The organism is Bifidobacterium imperatoris, assembly GCF_002860405.1.
Taxonomy (GTDB): Bacteria; Actinomycetota; Actinomycetes; order Actinomycetales; family Bifidobacteriaceae; genus Bifidobacterium; species Bifidobacterium imperatoris.
Genome location: NZ_NMWV01000001.1, coordinates 97,085 through 112,365, shown reverse-complemented (window position 1 = coordinate 112,365; position 15,281 = coordinate 97,085). Strand labels below are relative to the sequence as shown.

Here is a 15,281-nt window from a genome sequence, read left to right as displayed (position 1 = left end):
CGAATACCGCTTCGGCCGCTCCGCGGGCGACATCGACGGCCTGCCGCGCCCGGCTTCCGTGAGTCTGCGTCTCGCGGTGCTCCTGCCGATTCCCAGCACGGAGCACATCTCATCGAGGATGCGTCCCTTGTCCTTCTTCGACGCCTTCATGTATTCATCCCTGAATCTCAGGGTGACCTGCCGCTTCGTCGCCATGCTGATCCTGTCTTCCATAAGACAAGCCAAACAGGACCGATACCGTTCGCGCTCATTCCCGATGAGGCACCACCACACCCTACGCGCTCAAAAAACGTGAGGCACGTCGCCGATCGAATCCCCGCGATTCTTATTGGTATGCTTGGCGTCGACGTGCGATTTCAAGGAGAGGGATTGGGATGGAAACTGCTACAGGATGCCATCATCCGAGCTCGCGCCATCAGCCAACAACTTGGCTCACGAGCCATAATCGTTGACCCCTATAATGACAGCGCCCGATCATTCTATGAGCATTTCGGATTCAGACCAATTCCCGGCAACGATAGCATGTATCTCAAACTGGCGTAAATATCGGTTGTAGCAGTACTCAAAAACGTGGATGACAATCAAAAAGTAGTGCCATTCCGACTATCAGAAGAAAAGTACTGGGATCGGTATGTTTGGAAGCACACCAATCCCAGCACTTTAAGGCCTCGTAGAGCTCAATAACCACTAGTTGCGCTCTTTGCCAGCTTCCTCGCAATCATCAAAGCTGATGGTGAAGGTCTTGCCGAGCGCGGTGCAGTAGTCAGCCAAATAGTCAAGCAAACTGGCCCTGCTAGAACCGTCTTCAGCCTTCCACAACTCTGAGGCCGAGATGCCAGTGCGTTTTGACATCTCCTCCAAGCTGACATCCGCATGCTTACGCATAGAGAGCAGGAGCTTGCATATCTGCTGCTGTTGTGCAAAATTACGGCTTGCCAAGGAATCCGACTCTCTGCCAAACCGAGTAGAGTCTTTCCTCAACTGTTCAATCTCAGTCCCTGGGTTCCCAGCCTTCTTCTTTCGTTCTTCCTGATCCATGCGTTCAAGTTCATCCGAGGAAGGCATCGGACCAGGAAGCAACGGAGCTCCAGGTTCAAACATCCATTCAGCGCGGTCTGCTTCTTCGCCCCACTTGTCCTCTAGCTTGTCCGCAACAGGGAAGCCTTTATCTGTTACAAATACAATCGGAGAGCCATCGGGGCCTTTATCGCCCACCTTCGGCCAATCTTCCGGATACGTCCAGTGCTCAATTACAGGTTCGCAATCTGTCCACATGCGTTCCGTTGCGATATCGAGATCTTCAGACCAGCACACCACACCGTCGCGAATAAATAATTGATTGAAAACTTCCACATCCTTAAGTTTTGCGAATGCAGGACGTCCCAGATATGGCTGCATGTTGAATACACCATGACGCCCGTCATTGAATCGCACTTCGATCCAATAGTCTTCCAACGGGAGCGCTTCGACCACTTCAGGAGTTCCGCCTGACCAAATCTCACTAGTGTCAATCACCCTATGCGCATATTTGTCATAGCACCGCACACCGGAGCGCTTCGGGGGTTTCGGATCCAACCTTTCAGAAGGGTTTTCAGACGCCTGCACATAATCACGACTCTGCTTCGCAAGATAATGCATATACTCACGTAGCTTGCTTTCCAAAGTCGTGCCCTTCATGAGCATTGCTTTATTGGCTCGATACCAAGTCATCACATCGACCGGTACTTGAACAATCACGTTATCTGCCATAATCACACCTCAATTCCACTAGGCCCATAAATCGTAAATGTTGTCGGCAATCCAATGCCAGGCGCGCTGCGCTTCGGCGCGAATGCGGTTGGAAATCTTCTCGGCTTCTTTCATGCCAAAGACCCGGCAGTATTCGCGGTAACGCGAATCCACTCCATATGGAAGCCATTTATCCGCTAACGCAAGCACATTGGACGCGTACTCTAAATCCTCACGCCATGCGCAGTAAGCGATTCCAAGCTCTCGCACCGACAAGCGTTCTTTGTAAAATCGCGGCTTATCCATCCGCTCCAAGAGCGCCCATCCCGGTTCAGAATCCAGCCATCGTTCCAAATCCGCATCATCGCGTTGTATCAACCACCGGGATTTATCGTCATACCCCCGCGGGCTTCCCATGCATCGCTTTTCCATTGCGGCGAGCATTTTCGACATACGCAGACTTTCCTTGCGCCCCACACCCCAGACGTCTTCGTCGGTAAAACCATTGGTTCTCAGCTGTTGAATCCGATACCATTCCGCGCAAGTATCACGGTACCGTTTCATTATGGGATCTACAACAATCCCCATCACATCAGTCGCCTTCCACAGCGCTTTCCCGATGGGTTTCGGAATGGCTCGCAACATCTTCGTCAGCTCATCATTACCGTTATTGTTGTTCCCGTTGTTTCGACTATTGGCCATAGGCGGCTCCTCTCTGAACTTGCAATACTGCGCTTAACAAGCACACTACGCCCTAAAACATGAGTTCGAGGTCGGCGCGGCAATACACCGCGCCGACCTTCTTTTTACCCTAAGGAGAGCTTTGTCATGCCCACCAATTCCAAATACTATCACACATTAAACATGTATGTGAACCACATTCACATATGTTTTTTTGAAACTTCGGTTATATACTCACATCATAACCTGTGAATAGGGTCACACAGAGCACGACAACATAGGAGCCACAGTGGATATGGAACACGACAAGCCTGCGAAGTGGTCATTCACCGAGAACACGCTCTCCTCCGCCGATATTGCCCGTATGGCCGGCGTACGCCCATCCGCAGTATCGAACTGGCGCAATCGAGAAAACAAGAACTTTCCGAAGCCCGTGGACTCCAAAGACGGTCGCCCTCTGTTCGACTACGACGAGGTGGCCGCATGGCTCACCAGCAATAACATCGCATTCGAAGACACTCGCATGGAACAAGCAGCCTGGTCGTTCTTCGACCGCTGGCGCAATCAGGCTGACCCAATGGCAATGATGTCGCTGCTGCTGTGGGCTCTTTGCGTTCGCAGCACAGCCAACAGTTTCCATTGCGAAACCGAATGGCAAGCATTTCTTTCCAAGGTCGACACCGAGCAATCATATACGGATGCATGCCAGCAACTGGTCAACTCCTTGCTCAACGCATACGACGGCAACTCCACCGCCGCAGCCCGCCTTGCCCTAACGCCTCCATCCGAAATCGAACAGTTGCAACCAGACGAATTAGCTGAACTGCTTCATTTCGCAAACAATCTCTTCGCCCTTGGCTCCGACAAAATGAATCAGCTCGTCTCAATGATGCTTGAACGCACCATCATCAGCCAAGGACGTATGAACGGTGAATTCGGATGCCCGAAATCACGCGTATCGGTTTTGCTAGCCAAACTTGCCGCTGCGCACATCAACAAACATGAATCCGGCAAACAATCCATCATCGCATACGATCCCGCATGCGGCATCCTTGAAAGTCTGCTTCAATTAGGCAACATCATAGACAAAGACACCAACACGCAGCAGCCTGCAGTCGGAGATAATCAACAAAGCAATAGCGAGCGCATCGTCGAATTCCATTGCGCCGATATCAACATTCGCACATCGACCATTGCCGCACGCCGATTCCTTCTTGCCAATCTCACAGGCATTTCGCTCGATATCCATACGCAAGACTGCCTTGTACAGGATCCTTCTCCTCGCACCCGAGCGGATGTCGTTGTATTGGAGACACCGTTCGCCCTGCGATGGGAGCCGAATGACATGGATCTGCGTTGGCGATATGGCATGCCCACGAAAAACGATTCAGCTTTGGCATGGGTGCAGGATGCGCTCGCACATCTTTCCGACGTCGGGCGCGCATTTGTCGTAACCTCTGGAGGCCCATTGTTCAGAACAGGTTCCGAAACCGATGTGCGGCGTGCTCTAATTGCCGCAGGATGCGTAGAGGCGATTATTGCATTGCCTTCCAATCTGTATGTCAATACGGCAATTCCTACGTTCCTCTGGGTGCTGACTCCTCCGAACAAGACCCGCGATACGGTGAGCATGGTCAGCATGACTGTGGAAAGTGATGCATATGGTGTGCAGGATAAACCAATCGAATGGATGGAACAGGCACTGAAATGGTTCGCGCACGGTTCTTTGCTTCCCACACGCCCTCTTATAGCTCGAACTGTTCGTTCGATTGAATTGTTAGGCGATCCACAGGTCACTTTGTCGCCATCGCAATGGCTCGACGCAGACAAACAGAACCCGGACGAAATCGAACTTACTTATACGCAGCAGCAGAATGCTCTGACACCTATGAACGTTCTGGCATCCAAAGCTTTTGAAACTTTACGACAGTTCGACGCACAGGGTTTGGATTGCCGTGATATTACCACTGTCCGCTTGGGAAACATCGCCACGATAAAGCAAGGGGACTATAAGCCAGAGCGCAAATCAGGGTATGCGTTGCACGAACAAGTTACGCCGGAAGATGTGGTCACTCCAGACGATGTGAGCGCTCATCAACTGCGAGAGTTGGATTCAACGCAGGATTCTGAAGAAGGTAGCAGAATTACTGCAACGAATGATATTCTGCTGATTTCCGGCGAACTTGCCAAAGCTGTGGTGGATGAGTCCGGCGGACACCGCGTACATAAAAATGTGCACATCGTCAGACTGATGGACGAGGAGCGCTGGAATCCTCAATATGTGGCATTGATGGCAGAAGGTACTTGGAACCGCGACCGGCAGACACCTTCCATATTTGTTAAAGGCATTCGCCCGGCTCAACTGGAGATTCCCGCATTGCCTTTGGATCAGCAGAACCGTGTAGTCGCCTATGCGCGCGCCGTGGAAACACTACAGCAGAGCGCGGAACTATACCGTAGTCAACTCAGTACGGTGACTAGCGCCATTCGATACGGTGCAGCTATCGGCATGAATACCCGCAAACAGTCAAGGAGCGATCAGGAGCAATGAAGCGTTCACTACTGTACGTATATGCGTTCTCGCTACCGGTAATCATGGGCTTTGCCATCGGCACCTATATCAATGCCATTCGCAGCAGCAAGACTGCTCACCGTAACGAGACTCAAACCTCGAATTCGAGCTCTTCTCCCCTAATCAGTCTCGATGAGGCTATCGAAATGACTGGTCTGCAGAGCGAAACTATTCAGACTGGCTTAAAGGAACGAAACGTTCCTCTCATTATGCATGACAACCAAAAGCTCTATCCGCAAGAAGAAGTACTGCTTCTGCAGAAACAGCTTCGGCACAACAAGCTCGAGGCACTGGATGAGCTTGACGAATTGTTGGAAAGGTGGGGATTGTGATTGACTACGGCAAGCATGGCGACTGCATACGCCGAGTTTTGCTCGATACCAATATTCTCGTCAACTCCACTGTACGCAAATGGATCTACGCCTTCTACCGTGAAGACGCTCCATTCGAACCTTATACCAGTCGTCAGCTTGCCGGCGAAACCAGCATAGTGTTAGCGCGAATACGCAGAGAAAAGTATGGCAAAAACAGGCAATGGAAAATCCCGGAAAAGGAGAACAACGCACTCCCATTATTGCTCAAAAACATTGCGGAACTTACTCCACGTACAGATCGTCGTCTTACTCGCGATAGTTTCATAGGTTCCGACCGCGGCGATATGTTCCTACATTCGATAATGGTATGCAACGAATGCAGCTGCCTAGTGACCAACGACAGGAAACTCTATGGATGGCTCAGCGACGTTCAACGAGCAGAATTGGGCTACGAGGTCATGACCGCAGACATGTTTCTGTGCTCTCTTGCCGAAGATAATTCCACATTGTTAAAAGCGCTGAACTACCAGTTCGAACGGTATGTCTCCACCAATGCAACGCCATATTCACGCATGGTATCGGACCTTAGGCGCGCACAATGCCCGATGTTCGCCAAGCTCATAGACGGCATGGCGCAACCACCATTTCATTGCTAGACTCTAGCCGTCCCAAGTTTGAGAGAGGAAAGGGTATTTTATGCTTATCGCATCATGTGTTTTCGCTGTACTGGCAGGCCTGTTGCATGTCCTGATTTTTGTTCTGGAATCATTCCGGTGGACTGAACCGAGCACCATGAAAACCTTCTCCATCACCTCAATCGAAGAAGCCGAAGCAACCAAGGAGATGGCCTACAACCAGGGCTTCTACAACCTCTTCCTCGGCATCATGGCTGCAGTCGGCGCAGTAATCATCCTGTTCGGTCAACAAACCATTGGCAGCACACTGATGGCAGCCGGCACAGCATCCATGGTGCTTGCCGCGCTGGTGTTGTTCACCGGCAGCCCAGACAAGCGCGCGGCCGCCGTCAAACAGTTCACGCTACCAGCCCTTTCCTTAGTTCTCCTCATCGTCTCCTTCATCCTGTAATTGCGGCAGCTCATTCTCAACGAGCATGAACAAGCAACCATCAAAAAACAAGACCAGCCCACAGAAATTAACAGCGCCATAGCCGTTCGGCATCCAGTAAATTACTTACAATAACAATCATGAGAATTCCTAAGATTTCCACCTTGTACATGATTACGACTGCACTTAACGCAGCGTCAGCAATCCTCGAGTGCGTGAGGGAAAAACCAAATCCTACGCGTATCACGATGCGCGTTTTAACGACTCTGACTTGGGCCACTGCTACCGCTCTCCAGCTTCGCAATGAGAAAGAGTCGACAGCTATCGAATAAGCACACTCGGCAACAAGACCATGCTTAAGAACTCTTTCCTAAATCGTTCGCAACGCTGCGCACATCATTCAGGAAAGAGTTCAACCGCTTTGCGCGTTTGCGATTATCGCAAAAACGGCATTCCCAATATGAAAGAACAGTCCAGCCCTCATCTATCAACCGCTGGCGTTCCTCCACCATCCGCCGCCATTCATCAATATGGGTTTCCTGCCAAATGCGTTGTGATTCAGGTGGCAACGCCTTGCGACAGCACTCCTGCCGATCATGCCACAGACAGGAATCCACGAATACCATGGTGCGATATTTTGGCAACACGATATCTGGCGGCCCAGGATATCGCGAATCATACTTTCTGAATCGAAAACCGTTACGGAACAATATGGATCTCAATTGCCTCAGCAAAGGCTCCATATATGACGGTTTTTCCGTTGTACATGAGTTCTGCGAACCAGCCACCTGCTGGGCATAGAACAATTCGATATTCTGATCATCCGAATAATAACGGAACGATGCGGTAATGGAATCATCCACAAAGTTCATAATCGTCCGAACAGTTTGTTTCGCTTCTTCTTGCGATGCGGCCTTCCCGTATGCGTCAAATTCAGGAATCGTGTAAATCCAATCCTCACCAATATGTTCAATGAAGACAGAAACGCCTTTGAGTTTCGCCGGTACGGTATTCACTCGAGCGACCGGCTTGTCCTTTTCACTATAACGAGACTTCCCGCTATACCTCGGTTTTGACGTCAAATGGTATCCATGACATTGTGGACAAAGATAGTAACGTTTCTCATCCTTGTCTCGCACGCGGCCACGTCGCTGGCGCTGAACACTAGCCAAAGCAATCTTCGCATCCAGCTCGGTACGAAAACGAGCTTTTCCGCACGCACTCGATATATCTGAAGACTTATTTTGCGACCATGTTCGCTGACGCTGTTGGAATAAACGAGATTTCTGTTTCGGCGTCCTAATACCCATGACACCTCTTTCAACGTCAGAAATCGATAACATATAATTCTGCCACATTGTATTGGAATGGACACTCGGAAGACCGACTACAACGTCAGCCGTTTTTGTTGTATTACGCAAAGCAACATCGCGGACATGAACCGGGATTAGCATCGGGCGCAATATCCGAACATCATCCAAACAACGGAGGATTACACCATGAAGATGCTCACCGTAGGGCCGAAAGACATCTACCAGTTCGCCACGGTCAAGGAATTCGCCGAAGCATTTGAGCTTGGCCCGAATGATCTAGTGGTCAGCATCGGCATGATTCATGACGCATTCCTGAAGCCATGCCTCAACGGCGCAAACGTGCTGTTGGTGGACAAGTACGGCAATCAGGAGCCGACCGATGTGATGATCGACGCCATCATCCAGGATGCCGGCCAGTTTGATTACAACCGCATCGTCGCCATCGGCGGTGGCGCGGTGATGGATATGTCGAAGATCGTGGCCGTGGCCGGCGGCGCCAGCATCGATGATGTGATTGACCATCTGCCGGACTTCAAGCGCACGGTCGAATTGGTTCTCGTGCCCACCACCTGCGGCACCGGCAGCGAGGTCACCGAAATCGCGGCCATCAACCGCACGCGTCTCGGCTGCAAGGCTGGTATTGCCAGCCCGGAGATGTTCGCCGATCACGCTGTGCTCATCCCCGAGCTGCTCTATGGTTTGCCGGACCATGTGTTCATGACGAGCTCTCTGGATGCGCTCGTGCATTCGGTCGAGTCGACGCTCTCCCCCAACTCCACGCCGTACACGCGTCTGTTCGGATACGAGGCCATGAAGATGATCGTCAACGGCTATAAGGCGATTGTTGCGGCTGGCCCTGCCGGCAGCAGCGAGCGCCGCACTAAGCGCAATGAACTGATGAATGACTTCCTCATCGCTTCTGATTACGCGGGCATCAGCTTCGATACCGGCGGTTGCGCGGCTGTGCACGCGCTGAGCTACCAGTTGGGCGGTAAGTATCATGTGCCGCACGGCGAATCGAACTATGCGATGTTCACCGGCGTGCTGCGCAACTACATGGAGATCAAGTCGGATGGTGAGATCGCGAAGCTGAACGCCGTGCTTGCCGACTTGCTTGACTGTGATGTGGCCAATGTGTATGACGAGCTGGAAGCACTGATCAACCAGCTGTTGCCGAAGAAGGCTCTGCACGAATACGGCGTGACGCGCGAGGATCTACCGGAGTTCACGGAACGTGTGATGACCACTCAGGCACGACTGATGCGGAACAATTTCGTACCTCTCGACGCCGATCGCGTGCGCAAGATTTTCGAAGAGTTGTACTGAGCCGCAAATAACAAACCGCATTCAAACGCAGGTCTGTCCTCTGGATTCTGCCGGGAGACAGACCTGCTTCTTTTCGAGCATGGCAGATTTTGGAATGCCGCTAATACAATCGCATGCCTTGAGGCACGGGGACGAAGCCTGCTTGGTGGAGCGTGCGCGCGAATGGATGGCGAGCGTTTAGTGGCTCGCCGTTCACATCGCTGAAAGTTACTGTCACAGGACCGCTACCGGCACCGAATCCTGTGCCAACACTTGCACGTTGCAATGCATAGGCCAGTTCCGCGGTGGCTTTGCGCATCATGGTATCGATTGGAATATTGTCAGAGGCATTGGCGTCTTGTTTATTGTTATCAGCGGATTGAGGCTGCGATGGGAATGCCGTCAGATGCTTGGATTTCACCGTAGCGTATAACAGTGGGCCTTGTGCGCTCAACACCACAAGTGAGCCGGCTCGTCGTGTGGGCTTTATAGCTTCACTACTCACCTGGGGCCAGTCGATTGCCGCGCCGCTGAGGCTCGCCGGATCCAATACGCTTAACGCCACCACAGTTTGTTCACGGCTTTCTCGCGAGTGACGCAACGCGTCCACGGTCTCCCGTTCGGCGAATTGGGCTGCGCCAAAGCCACGCACGAACATGCCACGAACCAATCGCCCATGTTCTTCCATGCGCTTCAGCACCGGATATAACGCCGAGAATCCACCTGGCAGCTTTTCCTGATCCACCAACGGCTGGGCGATAATGCCATATCGGTCGAGCAGCACGTCCACGGTGGCGAGCACACGCTCGGCTTGTATGGATTGCGCAGTTTCAGACACTTGAGCATCGTCGTCGTTATGTATCTGCACAATCGTTAACGACCACAGCCCGGACAGGGACATATCGGTAGTCGCGCGGCGAATCGGCGCAACCCGACCCCGCCTGCGCGAGACCGTTGTTTTATGCCGGCTGTTTTGCCCCGCAGACATCAGAGCGCGAACAGGCGTGAAACTCGAATTGGTGATGTTGCCCTGCCAGACCAGACTCCATAATGCATCCTTGAACTGTTGTTCGCTCCACTCCTGAGGAATGATTTCGCCGGTTTCTGGATTGATATCCGGTTCGGCGGTCTCGTTCCAGATATGTTTGGCGGCGTCCATCAGTTGACGCGCATGGAAAGCCCCGCCTGTCGAAAGTGCCGAAAGAATAGCTTGCGGCATCGTGGCTGACCCATTATCAGTGCTACCGCTCTGTATGGAATCCGCAGCGTTCGATGCATCAGACAAGAGCACAGAATCCGCTGGATGGAAGCTGATTTCTCCCGCCTCCATCGCGCCTGTTGCACCGGCTTTAGAACCCACCCATACTACATCCCCGGAGGTGAGCAGTTCATCCAATAACGCCGGCTGATAGTCACGCACACGGGCGGGAAATATGGAGGATTCCCATAACGCGGCAGGCAAAGCCAAACCTTCCAACTGCTCGATGACTCGCATCAAACCGTCCACGCCCTCATACCGTTCACCGCCGACAGGTCCCACACCTTGGCGGTCAAGCAGGAACATCTGATAAGCAGCCAGCTCCACTGGTTTGATTGCCTTGCGCGCTTTGGCAAGCGAGCGCTGACGGATGCGGCGGAATACATCCTTGTGCAGCCATTGTTCAGGATTCCGAGTGTTATTTTGGGCATCAGAAACTGAATCAGCTGCAGAATCATTATCGACGAAATGCCCTTTGAGCAGCTCTCCGAGACTGGCCAATCTGTCCAATTCATGTACCGCATCATTTGCGCTAATGCCCAGTTCATCGATGATTTGCTCGGTGGTGAAAGGACCATGAGTTTTCGCATACCGGGCTATTCTGCCGACGATATCATCCGCGGCAAGCTCGTTCCAGAAAGTGCGCTCACCCAGTTCCTGTTCCACGGTACGAATCACTTCAGGGTCCAAAACTTGAGCCATATTCGTACTGCCCAGTAGGCGTTCGAGCACTTGCGGATCAAGAGACAACAGTTGCGCATTGCGCTCGGCTTGAGGCTGGTCATACTGGTACATCACCGCACCCACGAAACCGAAGAGAATGTTTTCCGCAAACGGTGAAGGTGTTTCGGTTTCTACATCCTTGATGATGATGTTGCCCGTCTCAAGCCCAGTCATCACTGTATGCAGAGCCGGCATGTCGTAGACGTCCTGCAGACATTCGCGCGCGGTTTCCAACAGCAATGGGAAGTTCTTCGCGGTCCGAGCCGATTGCAGCAGTTGCGCGGCACGGAGTCTTTGCTGCCAGAGCGGCACGCGCCGCCCCGGATCGGAGCGTGGCATGAATAGGGAGCGTGCTGCACATTCGCGGAATCGTGCAGCGAATAGTACCGATTCGCCAACCTGCCGCTCCACATCGGAGCGCAAATCCTCAGGGTCGAACAGGAACAAATCGGCTACCGGGATGTGTCCTTCGCCGTCCGGCAGTTGAATCACGATGCCATCGTCCGCAGCATAGGCCTGGCCTTCGAACCCGTATCGGGCGGCAAGCCTACGACTGATGGCCATAGCCCACGGTTCGTGCACGCGGCGACCAAAGGGACTTAACAAAACAACTCGCCAACCGCCATCTTCGTCGCGCGTACGTTCTACCACCAAGGTTCTGTCATCGGGCACGACACCGGTGACGGTTTGCTGTTCGGCAAGCAGATTCGCAAGGTTGGTGATGGCGTTGGCGTCGAGGCCGTCATGTTGAAGGCGATGCGTGATGGCTGGGATGAAGTGTGGCTGGAGTCTCCCTTCAGCCGCCGTACGGTGACAGCTCTCCTCCTGAGTGGAGCCAGAAGGTAGTTCCAATCCGGCGGTGGTTTCGCGCAGGAATCGACCGATGGTTCGGCTGAAGCCATAATCACGTCCCGCGCCTTCTCCATGCCAGAACGGCAGACGGGCCGTACGCCCGGGTGCAGGTGTCACTACCACACGGTCGCGGGTAATCTCCTGAATCTGCCAAGACGACGTACCGAGCGTAATCACATCGCCTACGCGCGATTCATACACCATTTCCTCATCCAGCTCACCCACACGGCGCTGTCCTTTGCCAGCGTCGGCTTCAGGAAGAACCACAGTATACAGACCGCGATCGGGAATCGTGCCACCCGAAGTAACGGCAATCTTTTGCGCACCCGGACGTGCGGAAATCACACCTTCTTCTTTATTCCACATAAGCCGCGGTTTGAACGCGGAGAATTCTTCAGTGTTGTACGCACCGGACATCATGCCAATCACCGCATCGAACATGTCGCGCGGCAGTCCGGCAAATGGCGCACTATGGCATACTGTGGCATACCACTCATCTGCCTTGAGATTATGCATGGACGCCTCAGCCACTGTCTGCTGTGCGAGCACGTCGAGCGGATTACGCGGTACGGCAAGTGACTCAATGTCGCCCGCCATCATCGATTCCAAACTCGCCGCCGAAGTGACAATCTGCTGTCGGGTCAACGGATAGAACAGCGCATGGGAGACTCCCCCAACCTGATGATCGGCGCGGCCCACTCGCTGTAAACCAGAGGAAACGGATAGCGGAGTATCCACCTGAATCACCAAATCCACGGAACCCATGTCAATGCCGAGCTCCAGGCTGGAAGTCGCCACCACGCAACGCAATTCGCCACGCTTCAACCGTTCCTCGATCATCTTGCGGCGGTCTTTAGAAACGGAACCGTGATGGGCCATCGCAATCACATCGTCGCCTTCATGCGAGCCAACCAGCATGGTGGTAGAGCCCACTACAGCGTCATAATGTTTCGCGAAGCCTTCACGCCCTTCAGGAGAATCTGGCCCTGCAGACCACGAGTCATCATTGACGGCATCATGCTGTGTCAGCGCATCGTTTCGCTGTTCGGCGTACATGTCGTTCAATCGGGCGGTGAGCTTTTCGGCAACGCCACGCGAATTCACAAATACCAGCGTGGTGTGGTGCGTCAGAATCTCATCCAAGATGCTACGCTCCACCACTGGCCATATCGAACCAGAGGTACGGTCGCCACGAGCACCAATAATCGCCGAGGAATCGGATTCGACGATGCCCTTGCGCTCGGCCAGCCGCTGCATCGCTGGAGTGACTCCGCTGATGTGCGGCGTTTTCTCCGCATCCACTCCGCCAGCACGATGCTTAGCGTTTACGGACTGCAAATCCCGCATGTTTTCCAGCGGCTCGACCATTTTCAAATCCATAGCCGGCCTGCCACCAGGATTGATGATGGTTACCGGCCTGCCACCGCCCAGAAATCGGGCGGCTTCTTCAGGCGGGTTCACCGTGGCGGAGAGTCCGATGCGCTGAATATGCCGTTCATTGCGCGCATTACCCGCCCCCTTGGCCTTAGCGGAATCGTGCGACTTATCCATCACCTCACGCTTACGGCTTTCCGCAACCAGGTTTTCCAATCGCTCAAGGCTTAATGCTAGATGTGCGCCACGCTTGGTACCGGCTATGGCATGAATCTCATCCACAATCACCGTTTCCACCGTGGAAAGAATACGGCCCGCTTTCGAAGTCAGCAACAAATAGAGAGATTCCGGAGTTGTAACCAGAATGTCCGGCGGATGAGAAGCAATGCGCCGTCGTTCTTGCGCGGTCGTATCTCCGGAACGAGTGGCAATGGTGATTGTGGGCGCGGCCAGACCTTGTGCCTCGCATTGTACGGCGATGCCTTCGAGTGGCCGTTCGAGGTTTTTAGCCACATCGACTGCGAGCGCCTTCAACGGTGAAATGTATAGTACTCGCACACCAGCGCGCTGCGACTGCGTGTGCTTGCTCTTATCATGCACCATAAGTCGGTCGATGGCAGCCAGGAATGCCGCCAGTGTTTTACCGGAACCCGTGGGCGCAATGACAAGTACATTGTCACCGGTTTTGATAGCCGGCCAAGTCTGATTCTGTGCTTCAGTAGGCTGCCCAAATGCATGCTTGAACCATATTTGGGTAGGTTCGGCAAATAGATTCAGACTTTCGCACATATGTTCGAGCCTAGTCCGCGGTATCAACAATGGCAACAATGCCTATCCAACAGAGCAAAACCTCGACTCAATAGCAAATGTGCCCCGCTAGCAAGCAGCCAGCGGGGCACATTGTCGGTTCACATGCGAATTTATCGCGCTAAATCAATAGCAACAGCATCAAATCAGCTGAAGTATTCAATAACTTCTTCAGCCGTACCATAAGCGCTTTGCGCACCAAGCTTGGTGGCAGCATATGCGGAAACATAGGAGCCGATCTGCGCGGATTGCAGCAAGGTGAACTTCGCGGCCAAACCGGCGAGCACGGTACCCATGAAGGAGTCACCGCATCCAGTGGTATCCACCGCATCGACTTGCGCTGCGGAAACGCGATGCCAACGGCCATCCTCAATTACGATGGATCCAGATGCACCCAGCGTCACGATGGCGCGGTCGAAGCCGTAGTCAGTGAAGCGGGCCACCACTTCATACCAGTCGTAATCATCGGTGCTTTCGGTGTCCGGCAAGCCCAACAGCTGGGCGACTTCATGCTGGTTGACCAGCAGAATATCCGTGGCTTCCACCAGTTCATGTGGAAGCTCGTCCATGAATGGCGAGTCGTTGAGCAGCACGGTCACCCCGGCATCATGAGCGGTCTGAGCCGCTGCAATCACCGTGGAAATGGGGCTTTCCAAGCATAAACCCAGCACCGCGCATTGCGCGATGGTATCGCGGTGAGACTGTACATACCCAGCGCTGGCCTTGGAATTGGATCCAGGCGAATAGACAATGGTGTTCTCGCCTTCAGCGCTGACGGTAATCAGCGTGGTGCCGCTCGGGCCTTCCACATGCAGAATGTCAGCGGTATCCACGCCTGCCTCGTCAAGCTTGCTCAGCAAGAAGTCCGCATTCGCGTCTTCTCCAACAGCGCCCAACAATTGTACGTTGGCACCGAGCCTAGCCGCGGCGGACGCCTGATTAGCTCCCTTACCGCCCGGCAATACTTTCATGGCTCCGCCGTTTACGGTTTCACCCGGCTTGGGCAGTCGTTTTGTGCTCACGGTGTAGTCGGCGTTCATGGAGCCAACTACAATCACAGAACCCTGTGCCTTACCCAGTGCTTCCAGTCGATCACGCACCGGTTCAGGCATCTGCTCATGTTCTTCACTTTTCTCCATGTTTGCACAGCATAGTAGGCCCACGGCCCAAAGGTCGAATCAGAGGCTACCAGCCGATAACAAAATGGCTACATTCCGGTGAACTATGCCCATGCAATGCATACCGTGCAGCAGCCGTAATCAAGCTCCCATCGCAAACACCATCAGCCC

The 15,281-nt window shown here is 53.3% G+C and carries 10 protein-coding genes and 2 pseudogenes; 6 read left to right on the top strand and 6 right to left on the bottom strand.

The genetic code is table 11. The features are described 5' to 3' along the window. Positions 1-213, bottom strand: a pseudogene (locus Tam1G_RS00480) (integrase catalytic domain-containing protein); the annotation flags it as partial. 120 nt (positions 214-333) lie between these two features. On the opposite strand from Tam1G_RS00480, the gene Tam1G_RS00475 reads away from it, so the two are divergent. After that, on the top strand, positions 334-543 hold the full coding sequence (locus Tam1G_RS00475; protein ID WP_101625065.1) for a GNAT family N-acetyltransferase: 210 nt from the start codon (positions 334-336) through the stop codon (positions 541-543). Positions 544-687: 144 nt separating this feature from the next. On the opposite strand, the gene Tam1G_RS00470 is transcribed toward Tam1G_RS00475, so the two are convergent. After that, positions 688-1,749 carry a DUF2442 domain-containing protein gene (locus Tam1G_RS00470; RefSeq protein WP_101625051.1) on the bottom strand — a complete coding sequence of 354 codons (1,062 nt, stop codon included), beginning with the start codon at positions 1,747-1,749 and terminating at the stop codon, positions 688-690. Between the two features lie 18 nt (positions 1,750-1,767). Further along, on the bottom strand, positions 1,768-2,430 hold the full coding sequence (locus Tam1G_RS00465) for a hypothetical protein (RefSeq protein ID WP_101625050.1): 663 nt from the start codon (positions 2,428-2,430) through the stop codon (positions 1,768-1,770). A gap of 274 nt (positions 2,431-2,704) precedes the next feature. Between Tam1G_RS00465 and Tam1G_RS00460 the strand changes: the two genes are divergently transcribed. The 4 genes from Tam1G_RS00460 to Tam1G_RS00445 are packed head-to-tail and all read left to right on the top strand — an operon-like array spanning position 2,705 to position 6,381. Continuing rightward, positions 2,705-4,960 carry an N-6 DNA methylase gene (locus Tam1G_RS00460; RefSeq protein WP_101625049.1) on the top strand — a complete coding sequence of 752 codons (2,256 nt, stop codon included), beginning with the start codon at positions 2,705-2,707 and terminating at the stop codon, positions 4,958-4,960. Further along, complete coding sequence (locus tag Tam1G_RS00455; RefSeq protein ID WP_101625048.1) at positions 4,957-5,313, top strand: hypothetical protein; 357 nt, start codon at positions 4,957-4,959, stop codon at positions 5,311-5,313. Before Tam1G_RS00460 ends, Tam1G_RS00455 begins: the two co-directional genes overlap by 4 nt. Then, positions 5,310-5,951, top strand: coding sequence for a PIN domain-containing protein (locus Tam1G_RS00450; protein WP_101625047.1), 642 nt, complete (start codon positions 5,310-5,312; stop codon positions 5,949-5,951). The genes Tam1G_RS00455 and Tam1G_RS00450 overlap by 4 nt, the downstream gene beginning before the upstream one ends. 40 nt (positions 5,952-5,991) lie before the next feature. Further along, positions 5,992-6,381, top strand: a complete 390-nt coding sequence (locus Tam1G_RS00445) for a DUF1304 domain-containing protein (protein WP_101625046.1) — start codon at positions 5,992-5,994, stop codon at positions 6,379-6,381. Positions 6,382-6,955: 574 nt separating this feature from the next. On the opposite strand, the pseudogene Tam1G_RS12065 reads toward Tam1G_RS00445, so the two are convergent. Continuing rightward, a pseudogene (locus Tam1G_RS12065) lies at positions 6,956-7,103 on the bottom strand (hypothetical protein); the annotation flags it as partial. A 756-nt stretch (positions 7,104-7,859) separates the two neighbouring features. On the opposite strand from Tam1G_RS12065, the gene Tam1G_RS00435 reads away from it, so the two are divergent. Further along, positions 7,860-8,999: a 4-hydroxybutyrate dehydrogenase gene (locus tag Tam1G_RS00435; protein ID WP_101625045.1), complete on the top strand. Its 1,140-nt coding sequence runs from the start codon at positions 7,860-7,862 to the stop codon at positions 8,997-8,999. A gap of 100 nt (positions 9,000-9,099) precedes the next feature. Here the strand turns inward: Tam1G_RS00435 and Tam1G_RS00430 are convergent, their stop codons facing one another. Together Tam1G_RS00430 and Tam1G_RS00425 are read right to left on the bottom strand one after the other, a co-directional pair. Continuing rightward, positions 9,100-13,974: a DEAD/DEAH box helicase gene (locus tag Tam1G_RS00430; RefSeq protein ID WP_101625044.1), complete on the bottom strand. Its 4,875-nt coding sequence runs from the start codon at positions 13,972-13,974 to the stop codon at positions 9,100-9,102. A gap of 164 nt (positions 13,975-14,138) precedes the next feature. Continuing rightward, a complete protein-coding gene (locus Tam1G_RS00425) occupies positions 14,139-15,104 on the bottom strand; it encodes a ribokinase (RefSeq protein ID WP_101625043.1) in 966 nt (321 codons plus the stop codon). Positions 15,105-15,281: the final 177 nt, after the last annotated feature.